This is a genomic window from Kocuria marina, assembly GCF_000786655.1.
GTDB lineage: Bacteria > Actinomycetota > Actinomycetes > Actinomycetales > Micrococcaceae > Kocuria > Kocuria marina_A.
The window spans coordinates 324,952-340,133 of record NZ_JROM01000016.1; the positions used below are offsets into that span (position 1 = coordinate 324,952).

Genomic DNA, 15,182 nt, shown 5'->3' on the forward strand with positions numbered 1-15,182 from the left:
ATTGACCGGAACTTCCATTCATTTTCAACGTAAACATGCAGAATCCTTAGGATCATATCGTCACATGACGGGTGCTGTCCCCGAACATGACGACACGTCCCGAGGCCAGCGCAGCGGCGTCGGACACCTGCCACGTGTGGCTGTCCGAGCCGCGGAACTGGATGAAATTGAAGCGGTCCGCCGAATAGATGACGTAGCCGGCTTCGCGCACCGCGGCCAGGAAGGAGGTGTCCTCCCCCGTGCTGCGCCGCTGGAACGGGATCTGCCGGAAGACCTCGCGGTAGCCCGTGATCGTGGGCCCCATGACGAAGTCCGTGTATCGGTGCTCTCGGTGTGGGAAGCGCACCAGGGTGGCGTCCTGAGACTCCACGTACATGTAGTGCCCCTGCTTGCGCACCACGTCCGCGTTCGCGTAACGCAGGGCGTCCAGGAGGTCGGCGAGGTAACGCGGGGCGTAGTAGTCGTCGTCGTCCATCTTGGACAGCACGTCCCCGGTGGCGTGCTCGACCGCGAGGTTGAGGCACTCCCCCAGCGTGAGGGACGCGTCCGCGGCCACGGTGGTCACGCGCTGGATCCCGCAGTCCTCGACGACGCGCTGGACGTCCCGCGCGCGGGGGTCGAAGCCGTGGGCCACGAGCACCACGTCCAGCTCCACGTCCACCTGGGCCGCGATCCCGCGCAGGGCGTCCGAGAGTCGATGCGGGCGGTTGGTGCACAGCAACACGGTGACGCTGGGCCGGGTGCGGGCGACGGCGAGCTGCGGGACGGCGCGTTCCACGATCGTCTCCACGCGGTGCGTGTAGGTGTGCTGCGCCCAGATCTCGCGCTGCGCGCGGTGGACCATGCGGTCGGCGAGTTCCGGGCTGCGCACGAGGGCACGGATGACGTCCGCGGCGTGCTCGCGGTCCGCAACAACGGACAGTTGGTCGTGGGAGAAGTACCGTCGCACGGCCTCGGACGGTGTGGAGACCACGGGGGTGCCGCACGCGGTGATCTCGAAGATCCTCCGCGCGCACATGGACGGGGAATCCACGACCGAGTTCACGTTGAGGAAGACCCGGTACGCCTTGTAGGCGGTGAGCATCTGGTCGTAACCCAGCGAGCCCACCACATGCTGGTCCAGGGGCTCGGGGAACTGGTAGCGCTCGTCCTGGCCCAGGTAGCGGGAGAAGATCTCGAGCCCCCTGTCAAGTTTCGCCGAGGCATCATGTGCGCCGCCGAGCAGCACGTCCATCTGCTCGCGCCGCTCGGGGAACTTGTGGGCGAAGTACATCCCCCCGAAGGCCACGTCCCGCTCGTGGAACCCGTGCCGGGGCCGCGCGGGGTTGTGCACGGCGGGTTGCGCGGCGAAGGGCAGTACCCCCACGCGGTCGTGGCCCAGGTCCCGGTGGTAGTCCGGGATCTTGTTGACGTCCGTGGTGAGAACGACGTCGAACAGTCGCGCGCACTCCAGGAAGTCGTCGTAGTGCGGCGGGTCCTCCTTGTTCCAGAACACGGTGGGGATCCCCTGCTCGCGACAGTGGGCCACGAGCTCGCGCACCGACTCCTTCACGCCCGAGGTCCCGGTGAGCTGGTACTGCCACTCGTCCGCGTTGCCGTGCCACGCGGACTCCACGAATAACAGGTCCACGGGCTGCGCGGCCACTTCGGCGCGCCAGTCACGCTGCGTTAGCACCACCTGATGCCACTCGTAGTGGAAAGCACGCAGAGAGAAGTCGTCCAGGATCACCGCCGCGGTGAGGTCCCCGCGCACCGGTGCGCGCTCGGGCCACTCCTGCGCCGCGAACGAGACCGTGCGCTGCGCGCCGTCGTTCCCGGCGGAGGCGGCGTCGCGGCCGGCTCCGGTGACGACGGCGCTCGCGGACGGCCCCGCGGGCAGCCCCGCCCTGCGCCGATAGGTCCGCCACTGGGACACCCCGCCGTGGCGCAGGTGCCACAACTGGGTGCGCAGATCACCGGTCAGCGAGCGGGGGCTCATGCGTGCATCTCCCGCAGTTCAGTGCGCACGAGCCGATCCATCAGCTCGAACTTGCGTTTGTGGGCGGCCAGGTTGTTGCCGGCGGCGAGCTGCTTCATGAACCGCTCGTACTCCTCCGTGACGGTCTCGGGGTCCCCGTCCATGAGCATGTCCCCCTGGTCCAGCCACACCACCCGGGTGCACATCTCCCGCACCTCGGCCATGGAATGGGACACGAACAGGACGCACCCGGCCTGTTCGCGGATCTGGGCCATGCGGGCCTGCCCGCGTTCGCGGAACTGGGCGTCCCCGGTGGACAGGGCCTCGTCCAGGATGAGGATGTGCGGGTCCGTGGCGGTGGCCACGGCGAAGCGCAAGCGCGCGGCCATGCCGGAGGAGTACGCCTTCATGGGCCAGTGGATGGCCTTGCCCAGCGCCGCGACCTCCACTAGCTCCGGCAGGATCTCGTCCACCCGGCGCGGGTGCATGCCCTGCGCCAGGCAACCCAGGCGGATGTTCTTCTCCCCCGACAACGCTGGAACCAGGGAAACGTTGACCCCCAGTTTCACGGGGGTGTCCACGGAGTAGACCCGCCCGGACGTGGGATTCATCTGCCCGGCCACGATGTTCATGAGCGTGGACTTCCCGGAACCGTTGCGCCCGATGAAGCCCACGAACTCACCCTGGTGCACCGCGAGCGTGACGTCGTGGACGGCCAGGTTCTGCACGATCGGGGGCCGCCCGAGTGCGCGTCGGGCCCAGCGCACCGGCGCCGAGACAGGGACCTCGTCCCCGCCGCCCGTGGAGGTGACGTTGTAGATCATGCTCACGTGGTCGATCACCACGGCGGGCCCGGCGCCGGGTTCCCGCGCAGGTGCGGGAGCGCCGTCGCCGGGGGCGGGTGCGCAGTTGGCGCGCTCCGCGGAAAGGCCCGACGCATCCGGGGCGTGCGACGCGACGTCGTCGTGCCTAGCGTTCATCCGCATAGCTCTCCTCGTTGCGCCAGAACACCAGGAACCCGATGATCAGGATCCCGAGGGAAGCCGTGACCAACACGGCCCACGAGGACCAGCTGGGAACCTGCGCGCGCAGCACCAGGTCGCGGCTGATGTAGAGCACCTGGTACAGGGGGTTGAAGTGGAACAGGGCCAGGACGCGCTCGTCGCTCACGAAGCGTGAGGGGTCGTAGAAGATCCCGGAGGCGTACATCCACAGCCGCATGAAGAAGGACAGGATGTTGGAGACGTCCGGGATCCGGTGCACCGCCGGGGCCAGGAGCATGCCCAGACCCCAGTTGAAGATCGTCTGCAGCACGAACACCGGGATGAGCAACAGCCACGTCCACGAGATCGGCTCCAGCGGCGGGACGATCAACAGGAACACCAGGATGACCCCGAGCGCGTAGAGCTGGGTCATGGCGTCCCGGACCACGATGGACAGCGTGAGCGCGGCGCGCGGGAACATGAACCCGCGCACCAGCGCCTTGGCGGAGGTCATGGAGCGGGAGACCGAAACGACGGAACGGGAGCTGTACATGAACATCGTGAGACCGAGCACGATGAACGCCACGAAGTTGTCGATGCCGCGTCCCGTGCGCAGTAGCAGGCCGAAGATCACGTAAAAGGTGAATCCCAGCAGCAGCGGGTTGAGCACGATCCACGCCTTGCCCAGGAGGGTGTGGTCCTGGCTCACGGCCAGGCGGACGCGGGCGTCGTACAGGATGAAGTGACGGGAGCCCCACAGGTCCTTGAGGTACGTGCGCAGCGGTGGGCGGGCGCCCACGGCCTGCATCGCGGTGGGGTCGAAGGTCTCGACGATGCGGTCCTCCGGTCGCCCGTGTCCCCCGCTGACCTGGGCGGTGTTGCTAGTCATGCGTCGGTCTCCTCGGGGGGTGGGTAGCCGTCCGGGGGACGTCTTCATTCAATTCACCATACCGCGTGGATGCTTGCTGGGCGATCACCCGCCACGTCCTGTGCGCGAGCACCCAGTCCCGCCCGGCGCTCGTGAGGCGTTCGCGGTGCTCGGGGTCCCGGGCCAGGCCGAGCAGGGTCTCGGCAAGGGTGTCCGGGTCCTCGGGGGGTGTGAGGAGTCCGGTCTCCCCCGGGCGCACGGTCTCGCGCAGGGCGGGAAGGTCGCTCGCGACCACGGCGGTGCGGGCGGCCATGGCCTCGACCGGCTTCAGGGGGGTCACCGCCCGGGTCACGGAGCGGTCCTTGCGCGGGATCACGAAGACGTCCAGGGCCGCGGTGTACTGCGGTGCGAGGGCTCGGTCCACGCGGCCGGTGAAGGTCACGACGTCCTCGAGACCGAGCTCGCGGGTCAGTCGCTGCAAGGCGGGGCGGGCCACGCCGTCCCCCACCACGAGCACCCCCAGGGAGGGGATATGCGGCCGCAGCCGGGCCGCGGCGCGCAACAGGTCATCGATGCCTTCGTAGTCCACCACGGAGGTCACGGTGCCGATCAGGAATGTCTCCTGGGCGAGGCCCAGGGCGGCGCGGGCGTCGTGCCGGGAGGGCGAAGTCTCCACGAGGGCCCCGCCCACGGCATTGGGGGCCAGGTCCACGCGCAGGGGGATGTCGAAGGCGGATGCCGAGGCGGTCAGCTCCTCGAGTCGCCGGGCCATTTCAGATCCCAGCGTCACGGTGCGGTCCGCGGTGGTCACGGCCCACGCCTCGCGAGCCTGGAAGCGCTCGTAGCGCTCGGACGTGAGGGCCTCCGGCGGACGGGTCGCGGCCCACGTGTCTGCGAGCAACCCGCGGACCTCGTAGACCCACGGGATCCCCAAGGCCTCGGCCACCGCATGCACGGCCAACGCGTTGACGTAGTGGCTCGTGGTGTGCAGGACAGCGGGCCGCGTGCGCAGCGCGAGCTCCAGCAGCGCCTCCGCATGTTGCTGCACGCGTCCCGTGGCGGTCGCGGACAGCCGCCGCGGGAGCACGCGGTGGTACGGGATACCGTCCACCACGTCCGTGTGGCGGGCGAGCACCTTGCCCACCTGCACGGGGTATCCCGGGCGGGTCATGGCATGCACATCCCACCCCTCGTCCCGCAGTGCGGTGAGGTACGAGTGCGAGCGCTGCGCGTAGCCGCTCGCGGTGTGCGGCAGGGAGTTGGTCACGGCGTAGAGCACGGTGCGGTCCCTGGGCCGATAATCGCGCACGGGTTCCAGCCGCGGGAAGAAGTCGCCCAGCAGGTCCCGTTCGGCAGCCAGGCGGCGCGCGAGGGCTCGTTCACCGCGGGTGGCCCGGCCGTGGGCCTCGGCGTCGCGCAGCACCTCCACGGCGGGGTCCACGTTGCCGTGGTACCACTCGAGGCGCGCGCAGGTCGCGGCCGCCCCCGGGTGGTCGGCGGGGATCGCGGCGAGCAACCGTGCGGTGAGCTCGGTGTCCCCCATGCTCAGGGCCACTTCAGCGCCGCCGCGTAACGACGCCGGTGTGCCCCCGCCCCTGCCTCGGCGCACCCGGGTGCTCGGTGCCGTTGTCGGCCGGTGGTGGCCCGAGCGTACTCGATCCGGTTGCGCGCGTTCTCGGTGCCCATGACCCGGATCCCCCGCGGAGGCGAGGGCGCGGGAGAGGGCGGCGCGAGCGGCGTCGTCGTCACCCAGGACGTGGAACGCGGTGGCCCGGGCCGACAGGCACCGCAGGCCGGGAAGGCGTGCCAGCACGCGCGTCGCGGGGGTGACCCAGCGTCGCGGCAGCCGGCGGGAGACCTGCAACCAGAAGACCACGGGATCGTCGGTGACGTGCTGACCGACCGTGCGCGCGGTGAGCCACGCGTTGACCGCGAGCTCACGGGACCGTTCGCGGCGCCGTGAACTCATGAGGCCATCCGCTCGACGCCACCGAGGCTCCCGCCCGCGACGCCCTGGCGTCGAGAGGCGTGGTCGGTATCAGGGGTGCCGGAATCCGCCTCGACGGCGGGACGACCCTGCGCCGCTCCGCCGTCGGCCGTGCGGGCGGTGAACGGCGACTCGCGCGAACCCGCCCCCGCGACGCCGCGCGTGACGGCACGCAGCACCCTACCCAGGCGGGGCAACACCCCCTGGCCGCACACGCGCGAGTACTCACGGACGGTGGCGCGCAAGTGCTGGTCGTACTGCACGGACAGGTCCGCGTAGTCCGCATTGTGCCGCACCCACTCCCGGCCGGAACCGCTGGGGACGAGCCGCGAACGGTCGGCCTCGAGCGCGCGCCACAGGGCCGCGATCTGCTCGGGGTCCGAGGCGACGATGTCCCCCTCACCCGCGTCGGTGAGCACGTGGGCGGCCTCGCCGCGAACGACCGCGGTGATGTGCCGGCCCACGGCGAGCACCTCGTAGGTCTTGGAGGGGATGGTGTCCTCGAACGACTTCCAGTCGTCGCGCAGGGAGATCACCACCGAATCCGCGTCCCGGTAGCGCTCGAACACGCGCTCGCGGTATTCCGGGGGCAGGAACTCCACGTTCGCGCCCAGTCGGCGTGCCAGTTGCTGCAGCGCGGGCTTGCGGCTGCCGTGACCCACGAGTGTGAGACGGACCGAGTTCCCGGCCAGGTGGGCGGCGCGGATGAGCCGGTCCAGGGACTGGGACTCGCCGTGGTTGCCCAGGTACAGCACCCGCAGCCCCCGCCGTCGTGCCGGGGGCGGGGGCAGCTGCGGTGTGCGCTCCAGGAGGATGCCGTTGCGCACCGTGACCACGTTGTGCACCCCTCGTTCGCGCAGGGTGCGCGCGAAACCCTGGGTCACCGTGACCACGAGGTCCGCGCGGTTCTGCACGTACACCACGGCGCGGTTGACCACGGACTTGGACCCGCCGCGCACCAGGGAGGCGTCCTCGGCCAGGTTGGGCCACGCGTCCCGCATCTCCACGACCAGGGGGATCCCCTTGACGCGCGCCACGAGCAACGCGGACGCCAGCAACGGTAACGACGGCGCCGTGACCACCACGACGTTCTGGCGGCCCGTGAACAGCCCGCGCGCCACGGACGCGGCCGCGCTCACGAGCTGGTCCAGCAACTTCCCGGCACGATTGTCCCCGAGGAACACGTAGGGCACCCGGTAGATGTGTTCACCCAGGAACCCCGCCTGCCGCCGCCACGCCCGACCGCGCGTCTGCGTCGAGTAGTCCGGGCCCGCCCCGTAGTGCGCCACGGGACACACCACGGACACGGTCCACCCCCGCTCCCGCAGGTGGCTCACGAGCGAGTACCACCGCCGCTGGGGCGGCGAGTGCTCGGGCCAGTAGGAACTGGCCATGAGCAGCACCCTCAACGGGGGCTGGTCACCCGGTGAGGTACCGGTTGCGGGGGGTTGTGTGCGGTTCATGGGCCTCTCGCGGGGGGTCACGAGTCGGGATGGGGGTGGTCGAGCGGTTACTGGCCTTGCTGGTCCAGGGACGTGGCGTACTGGTCCAGGGTGCCGTCGGAGATGGCCTTGCCGATCCGTTGCATGGCGTCGGTGTCCGCGACGATGATCGACTGGCCGTCCGCGGAGGTGCCCACGCCGTTGTTGGGCACCGTGAACATGTGGATGTCACTGCTGCTCAGGCCCACGAGCTTGGGGGCCTGCTGGGCGATCCACCCGGAGGTGAGGCCGTCACTCACGGTCAGGTACGGGGAGATCTCCTTGACCACCTCGTTGAGCTTCAGCGGATTGGTCAGGGTGCCGGCGCTGACGAGCTTGTTGATCATGGCCTGCAGGTACGCGCGCTGATTGCGCACCCGTTGGTAGTCACCGTCCGCGAACGCGTAGCGCTCCCGCACGAACGCGAGCGCCTGTTCCCCGCTCAGCTTTTGGGGTCCGGCCTCGAAGCGGTGTCCGTCCTGGGAGGTGAAGGCCTCGGGGACGTTGACCGTGACACCGCCCAGGGCGTTGGTGAGGCCCTCGAAGCCCGCGAAGTCCACGAGCGCGACCTCGTCCACGCGGGTCCCGAAGTTCTGCTCGATGGTCTCGACCATCAACGGCATCCCGCCGTGGTCCAGGGCGGCGTTGATCTTGGACTCCCCCACCCCGGGGATGTCCACCCACGTGTCGCGCATGATGGACATGACGTACATCTGCCCCCCGTCCTCGGGGACGTGCAGCAGCATGATGGAGTCCGCGCGGGAGCCGGTGACGTTGGGGTTCACGCCGTCGGGGCGCTTGTCCGAACCCAGGAGCAACACGGTGGTGCCGGCGTCCTGGGCGGAGCCCTTGGCCGGGCGGGCCGACTCCTCGGGGAACGCCGATTCCAGGGTGGACGCCCCGCGGTCGAAGTTGCGGCCCAGGTTCCACACGAACAGACCGGCGACCACGCCCACCACCAGCAGGAGGGCCAGCACCGTGAGCAGGATGTTGCGTCCGGTGTGTTTTCCGCGCGGGCGGGACTGTTCTTCGTCGAACTCGAACTGGTTCATGGACACGTGGCACTCCGTGGGTGGGGGGATCGGAATCGAGCGACACTCACCGGGCAGCGCTGCCGCCACGGCGACGCTGGGGATCACGTCCCGGCGGGGCGGACCAATGGCCAATTGGCCACTGGTTGCTTTCGCACATAGTACCTAGGGCACGCGGTGAATCCATGCCTCGGTACCGAATTTGTGCTCCACCAGCTCCCGGGCGGCGGCGAGTTCGCTGTCTGAGACCTTACCAACACCGGCCGAGTAGCGTTCCGTGAACGTGCGGGTCAGCGCCGAGATCACGTCCCGGCGGGCCATCCCCGTCTGCCGTCGCAACGGGTCCACACGCTTCTTCGCGGAACGGGTGCCCTTGTCCGAGAGCTTCTCCTTACCGATGCGCAACACGTCCGTCATCTTCTCGGCGTCGATGTCGTAACTCATGGTCACGTGGTGCACCATCCCGCCGTTGGCGAAGCGCTTCTGCGCCGCTCCCCCGATCTTGCCCTGGGGTGTGGCGATGTCGTTGAGCGGTACGTAGAACGCCTCGACCCCCAGGTCCGCGAAGCCCTGCATGACCCACGCGTCCAGGAACGGGTAGGAATCCGCGAAGCTCATCCCGTCCACCAGGGTCTGCGGCACGTACAGCGAGTACGTGATGCAGTTGCCGGCCTCCATGAACATGGCCCCGCCCCCGGAGACCCGGCGTACCACCTGTACCCCGTGACGCGCGGCCCCTTCCGGGTCCACCTCGTTACGTACGGACTGGAACGAGCCGATCACCACCGCCGGTTCGTCCCAGTCCCAGATCCGCAGCGTGGGGTTGCGGTGTCCCGCGCCCACCTCCTTGGCGAGCACCTCGTCCAGCGCAAGGTTCTCGAGCGTGGGGCGCACCTGCGCGGGGATCACCTCCCACGCGTGATCGGACCAGCTCGTGGCCCGGGCCAGCGCTCGGCGCACCGCGATCACCACGGCGCGCGCGTCGAAGCCGAACAACACGGCGTCGCGCGGCACGGCCGCCTCGATCCGCTCGATCATGTCCTGCGGCGCGGTGTCCTCGGCCAGACCGGTCAGGGCCGCGTTGATGTCCGCGAGCGCCTCGTCCGGTTCCAGGAAGAAGTCCCCGTTGATGGAGACGTTCTCCAGGTGTCCGTCCGTGACGTCGAAGTCCGCGACCACCAGTTTCCCGCCGGGGACCTTGTACTCCCCGTGCGCGCTCGTCGTGCTCATTCACTGACCTCCGCTGCGTGTGGTGGCTCGGGGCGTCCCCGATGTGGCCTTCGGGGCGGGGGTTCCGTCCCCGGAGGGTGATGCGGTGGCGCTCGGCCGGGCCGTGGCGTGCTTTGTCTCGATGGTAAGCACCGTGGTGGTGCCGGGGGGCAGCGAGACCGCGAACGACGTCGCTCCCGACCGCACCCCAGCGACCTCGGGTCGGTCCGCGGGCGGGGTGATGGGCAGGCCGTAGCCGTCCACGCTCACCGCGTCATCGTCCGCGGGGCGCAGGGCGTTCTCCACGCTCAGGTGCACGCGCGGGTCCGCGGGGTACGACGCCGCGGCGTCGTCCGGTGCGGGAGCCCCCGTCCCCTGCGCCGAGGGGCTCCCGGACGCGCCGTGCGGGTCCGCGGCGTCGCCCGCCGGGGCGGTGGCCCGCCACGAGCCGCCGCGCAGCTGGGATTGGGTGACGCGCTGCACCGCGGCGGGTGTGCGCACCGTGGTGGTGCGGGGGCCCGCGGTGGCCGGGTCCCGGAAGTCGGAGAGCACGAGCGAGGTGCTCCCGTCCGGGTGGCTGACCGCGAATGCGGTGAGGTCCTCGGAACCGGCGCGCGCGGGCGTCATGGTGCCCTGCGGGATGCTCGCGATCAACGCGAGCGCGAGGCCGTTGGCGCGCAGCCCGAAGCGCTCGCCCGGGGAGCCCACGGTGCCGTCCGAGCACAGCGGGGACATGGGCGGGCCGCCGTGACACGGGCCCAGGGACGAGTGCGCGGTGACCCGCTCCGCGGCCAGGGCCTGCACACGCATCGAGTAGTCGGCATGGTAGACGGCCGCGGCCAGGGTCTCCGTGATCTGGTTCCCGCCAGGGCACGAGGACAGCGAGGTCTCGGTGATCCACAGCGGTACGCGGTGCTCGTCCGCCGCGGAGCGGGCGCGGGAGACCAGGGCGTCCACGCGCTCGCGGGTCTGCGGGGCCACCGCGTTGGTCACCGTGGGCTTCTGCCGGGTCCATCGCGTCCCACACTCGGAGAGTGGGTATTGGTGCAGTGCGAGCGCGAAGGGAGCCGTGCCCGGGGCCCCGGCGGCGACTTCCCACCACGGATCGGAATAGGCCCCCGGTGCCACGATGCGCAGGTGCGGAACCTTCCGGTGCACCGCGCGGGCGTAGGCGGTGAGTTGACGAGCGTAGACCGTCCGGTTCCACTCCGGTCCCTTGACGTTGAGGGGATCGTCCGAGCCCCGGTGAAACCCGTTGGGCTCGTTACCGATCATCAGCCCCACGAGCCGGTCCCCGAACGCCGCACGCGCGTGCGCCGCCAGATCTGCCGCCCGGTCCGGGTCGTAGCGGGCCAGGTTGGCGCTCAGGATCACGGAGGTCCCCGTACGGCGGGCAAGGGCCGCGACGCGTTCCAGGTCCGTCGGGGTGACCTTCGTGATCTTCTCCCCCTTGGCCAGGGGCCACTCGGTGGGGATCGGTTCGTCGGTCGAGGTGAAGAAAAACCGCCGGTCCGTGGAGTTGCCACCGAAGCGCAGGGTCGGTTCATGGAGGGACTGCAGGATCGAGACGAGGTCGTGATTGTCCTCCTCCAGCCGAGGGTCCGCCAGATCCGTGGACTCCAAGGACAGCCCCACGGAACCGTGCCGGTAGTCCTCGTCCCCGGGACTCGTCCGGCCCAGGGTCACCCGGGCTGTGGGATCCCCGTCCCGGGGTGCACTCCCCGGATAGGTCTCGGGGATGTCCCGGGCGGCCACCACGAGACCCGGGTCCACGGCATGCAACGGCGCATTACGGGCCACCCCGGGAACGGGTCCGGTGGGCTCGGGCGCCGACGACGCGGACGGGTCGGGCTGCGGTCCCGCGCAGGCGGTCGCGCCCAACAGGACGGTGCTCAGGATGGCGAGCGCGCGGCGTCGTACCGGGAGTGTGCGGTGTGGGAGGGACGATGCGCTCGGCCCGGAGCACGCGGGGGCCTGCGACGAACGGGACGGATTGGGTGACGGTGCGGTGCGCCCCGGGGTGACGGGAGGGCGGGGGGAGGTCCTCACGGGCCCAGCGTACCGGGATGCGCGCGGCCCGGATCGACTGTGCGTCGCCACGGGCGTATCATAGTGCGTTGGTGTGCCCACGTTCGGGTGCGCCGCATCCGAGCAACGCCGTGCCTGGCAAAATCCAGACACCTACAGAAGGTTGACACCATGAAGGCTGACATTCACCCGGATTACCACCCGGTCCTGTTCCGCGATCTCGCGTCCGGCAAGGTCGTGCTGACCCGTTCCACCGCCACCTCCTCCAAGACGGAGACGTGGGAGGACGGCAACGAGTACCCCATCATCGAGGTGGAGATCTCTTCCGAGTCACACCCGTTCTACACCGGCAAGCAGCGCATCATGGACTCCGCCGGTCGTGTGGAGCGCTTCAACCAGCGGTTCGCGAACTTCGGGAAGTCCGGCAAGTAAGTCCGACTTCTCCCCCGACGCCCGGTCCACCCTTCGGTGGGCCGGGCGTCGTCGTGTGCGGGCACGTGGCGACATGAAACATGTAATCGTCACCAAAATGTGATCTCTCCCCTAGGATGGTCAAGGCTCTATCCCCCCAGGTTCCGGTGCTCCCCCCTCTTTCGTGCCGGGACCACCGAAAGGTCTCCCCCACCTATGAGTTCTGCACACCTGCACTCCCCCCTGCCCCCTGCCACAACTCCTCCGTCGATTGGTTCCATGGGCGCCCTGGTGCGCCGCGCGGTCCTGCCTCTCGCCGTCACCGCCGCATTGGCACTGACGGCACAACCCGCCGTGGCCGCACCCACCAACCCGGCCGCCGGCCCGGATGCCCCCGCCGCCACGGTGCCCTCGGATCCGCCCACCGAATCCGATCGCGTGATCGTGAAGTTCCGCGACACAGCGGCCCCGGAGGCCGCCAAGGAGAAGGTCGTGGACACCGCCGCCCAGCAGGCGCTGGGTGACGCCAAGACCCCCGAGGTCGAGGAACACGTCAAGCAGACCACCGCGCGAGCGGACGTCATCAAACTGGACCGCGAGTTGGACGAGTCCGAGCAGAAGGACCTCGTGCGCGAGATCGAGGCGAACCCCGCCGTCGAATACGCGGAAGCGGACAGGCTCGCCTCCGCGTCCTGGGTGCCCAACGACACCTACACACAGTTCCAGTGGAGCCTGCTCCCCCAGCAGGGCGGCGTGAACTTCCCCGCCGCGTGGGACATGTCCCGCGGCAACGGACAGACCATCGCCGTGTTGGACACCGGGATCACCCCGCACGGGGACCTGGACTCCAAGGTGGTGCCCGGACGGGACTTCATCAACGACACGAACCTCTCCCGCGACTACGACCTGCGTGACGCCAACCCCCGCGACGAGGGTGACTGGAGTGCTCCCGGCGAGTGCTCCGCGGGAGCCCGCAACTCCTCGTGGCACGGGACCCACGTGGCCGGACTCGCCGCCGGTGTGACCCACAACGGTGCGGGGATCAGCGGCGCGGCACCCGGCGCCAAGATCCTCCCCGTGCGTGTGCTCGGCAAGTGCACCAATGGGTGGGTCTCGGACATCGCTGACGGCATCTCGTGGTCCGCGGGTGCTCCCGTGGCCGGACAGTCGGCCAACCGCAATCCCGCGGCCGTGATCAACCTGTCCCTGAACTACCCGGGCCAGTGCGGCACCACGATGCAAAACGCGATCAACACCGCGGTCAGCCGTAAGGTCCCCGTGGTCGTGGCCGCAGGCAACAGCTCGGTCAACGCCGGTGGCACGGCTCCCGCCAACTGCGCGAACACCATCGTGGTGGGCGCCTCGGACACCACGGGCTACACCGCCGGCTACTCCAACACCGGCGCGGTCGTGGACATCCTGGCCCCGGGCGGGACCGCCGCCAACCCCATGCTCTCCACCTTCAACTCCGGCACCACGGTCCCGGGTGCTCCTACGTACGGCAACCTCTACGGGACCTCGATGGCCACCCCACTGGTCTCCGGCACCGTGGCGCTCATGAAGCAGCGGGACCCCGGGCTCACCCCTGCGCGGATCGAGCAGCTGCTGACCTCCACCGCGAGCGGCCCGCTGGGTTCGCTCAACCTGGACCCCGCCGCCGCCGTGCGCGCCGTCACGCCTCGCACCACCGTCCAGGCGTCCTACACCGCCGCGGGTGGGATCGGTTCCAAGTGGCGTGCCACCGGTGGCGCCGCCAAGTGGGGCAACCCCGTGATGAACGAGGCCAACGCCGCCAACGGTGGTCGCTACCAGGAGTTCGTGAAGAACGGACGCAAGACCACCATTTACTGGAGCCGCTCCACGGGCGCCTACGTGGTGGAGAACCCCACGGCCATCGGTTCCAGGTTCATCTCCGCCGGCCGCGAGCGCGGTTACGGGTACCCCAGCTCGGACGAGCGCCGGGTCCCCGGCGGCGCCTACCAGCTCTTCCGCAACGGGTCCTCGCTCACCAAGGTGCTGTGGACCCCCGCCACGGGCCCTCATGCCGTGAAGGAGACCGGCGGGATCGGTGGCGCGTGGAAGCGCGCGGGCTTCGAACGCGGATGGGGTTGGCCCGTCACGGATGAATACCGCAGCGGCGGCGAGGTGCTCCAGCGCTTCTCCAACGGCGTGACCGCCCACTGGACCCCCCAGCGCGGCGTGTGGACCACCCGCTGACCCCTCCCCCGGTCGCCCCTCCCTCGTGAGGGACATCGACAACGCCGCAGGGCGGTTCCCTTCCCGGGGAGCCGCCCTGCGGACATTCCCACCCCGCATCCGCCGACGGCGCAGCGCCACCGCCCCGCCGCCCGTGCAGCTAGTCCCGCGGGCGGGTCTCCCAGAACGCCACCGCGCTCGCCGCGGCCACGTTGAGCGAGTCCACGCCGTGGCTCATGGGAATGATCACGTGCCGCTCGGCGTGATGCAGCGTGGCCGCGCTCAGCCCCTGGCCCTCGGTCTCGAGGATCAGCGCCAACTTCTCCGGGTGCTCGGCCGCGAGCTCGTCCACCGTGACGGCGTCGTCGGACAGGGCGAGGGCCGCCGTGAGGAACCCTGCATCCTTGACCTGCTGCAGATCCGCGGTCCAGTGCTCCAGGCGCACCCACGGGACCTGGAACACGGTTCCCATGGACACCCGCACGGCACGGCGGTAGAGCGGGTCGGCGCAGCGCGGGGTGACCAGAACGGCGTCGACGTCCAGGGCCGCCGCCGAACGGAAGATCGCCCCCACGTTCGTGTGGTCCACGATGTCCTCCAGAATGGCCACGCGCCGCGCGGAGGCCAGCACGTTCTCCAGGGGCAGCGGCGCCGGCCGGTGCATCGCGGCCATCGCCCCGCGGTGCAGGTGGAAACCGGTGATCTGCTCGAGCACCTCGTCCGTGCCCACGTACACGGGCACGTCGTGAGCCTCCAGCACGTCACGGAGCCCGTCCAGCCACTTCTCCGCCATGAAGAAGGAGCGTGGCCGGTGCCCGGCGTCCATGGCACGGCGCAGCACCTTGGAGGACTCCGCGAGGTACAGCCCACGCTCGGGCTCGAGCTTGCGGCGCAGGGACACGTCCGTGAGGCTCGTGTAGTCGGCCACGCGGGGATCGGCGGGGTCGCTCAGCTGGACGAGACGCTCGGACAGGGGTGCGGGTGAGGTCACGGGTCTTCCTGGGGTGTCGGGGTCGGGGTTCGTTCCGGTG

11 protein-coding genes are annotated in these 15,182 nt (G+C 70.0%); 2 read left to right on the top strand and 9 right to left on the bottom strand.

The features are described 5' to 3' along the window. Positions 1-52: 52 nt before the first annotated feature. The 8 genes from AS25_RS04120 to AS25_RS13730 all read right to left on the bottom strand — a co-directional run bounded on the left by AS25_RS04120 (position 53) and on the right by AS25_RS13730 (position 11,565). Positions 53-1,978, bottom strand: a complete 1,926-nt coding sequence (locus AS25_RS04120; RefSeq protein WP_035961999.1) for a glycosyltransferase family protein — start codon at positions 1,976-1,978, stop codon at positions 53-55. Continuing rightward, on the bottom strand, positions 1,975-2,937 hold the full coding sequence (locus AS25_RS04125) for an ABC transporter ATP-binding protein (protein WP_253270464.1): 963 nt from the start codon (positions 2,935-2,937) through the stop codon (positions 1,975-1,977). The genes AS25_RS04120 and AS25_RS04125 overlap by 4 nt, the downstream gene beginning before the upstream one ends. Beyond that, entirely contained in the window at positions 2,927-3,829 is a 903-nt protein-coding gene (locus tag AS25_RS04130) for an ABC transporter permease (protein ID WP_253270465.1), read from the bottom strand. Before AS25_RS04130 ends, AS25_RS04125 begins: the two co-directional genes overlap by 11 nt. Further along, entirely contained in the window at positions 3,822-5,777 is a 1,956-nt protein-coding gene (locus AS25_RS04135) for a glycosyltransferase family 4 protein (protein WP_084117988.1), read from the bottom strand. The genes AS25_RS04130 and AS25_RS04135 overlap by 8 nt, the downstream gene beginning before the upstream one ends. Continuing rightward, positions 5,774-7,189, bottom strand: a complete 1,416-nt coding sequence (locus AS25_RS04140) for a glycosyltransferase family 4 protein (RefSeq protein WP_253270466.1) — start codon at positions 7,187-7,189, stop codon at positions 5,774-5,776. The genes AS25_RS04135 and AS25_RS04140 overlap by 4 nt, the downstream gene beginning before the upstream one ends. 116 nt (positions 7,190-7,305) lie before the next feature. Continuing rightward, on the bottom strand, positions 7,306-8,328 hold the full coding sequence (locus AS25_RS04145; RefSeq protein WP_035962425.1) for an LCP family protein: 1,023 nt from the start codon (positions 8,326-8,328) through the stop codon (positions 7,306-7,308). A gap of 144 nt (positions 8,329-8,472) precedes the next feature. After that, a complete protein-coding gene (gene lplAB / locus AS25_RS04150; RefSeq protein ID WP_035962001.1) occupies positions 8,473-9,537 on the bottom strand; it encodes a lipoate-protein ligase LplAB in 1,065 nt (354 codons plus the stop codon). Further along, positions 9,538-11,565 (bottom strand): hypothetical protein, encoded by a 2,028-nt coding sequence (locus AS25_RS13730; RefSeq protein ID WP_156960890.1) that lies wholly within the window; start codon positions 11,563-11,565, stop codon positions 9,538-9,540. Positions 11,566-11,715: 150 nt separating this feature from the next. Between AS25_RS13730 and AS25_RS04160 the strand changes: the two genes are divergently transcribed. Next, positions 11,716-11,976: a type B 50S ribosomal protein L31 gene (locus tag AS25_RS04160; protein WP_035962003.1), complete on the top strand. Its 261-nt coding sequence runs from the start codon at positions 11,716-11,718 to the stop codon at positions 11,974-11,976. 195 nt (positions 11,977-12,171) lie between these two features. Continuing rightward, positions 12,172-14,172, top strand: a complete 2,001-nt coding sequence (locus AS25_RS04165; protein WP_172644406.1) for a S8 family serine peptidase — start codon at positions 12,172-12,174, stop codon at positions 14,170-14,172. A 139-nt stretch (positions 14,173-14,311) separates the two neighbouring features. Here AS25_RS04165 and AS25_RS04170 read toward each other — a convergent pair whose 3' ends face one another. Then, on the bottom strand, positions 14,312-15,142 hold the full coding sequence (locus AS25_RS04170; RefSeq protein WP_035962007.1) for a TrmH family RNA methyltransferase: 831 nt from the start codon (positions 15,140-15,142) through the stop codon (positions 14,312-14,314). Between the last annotated feature and the right edge of the window lie 40 nt (positions 15,143-15,182).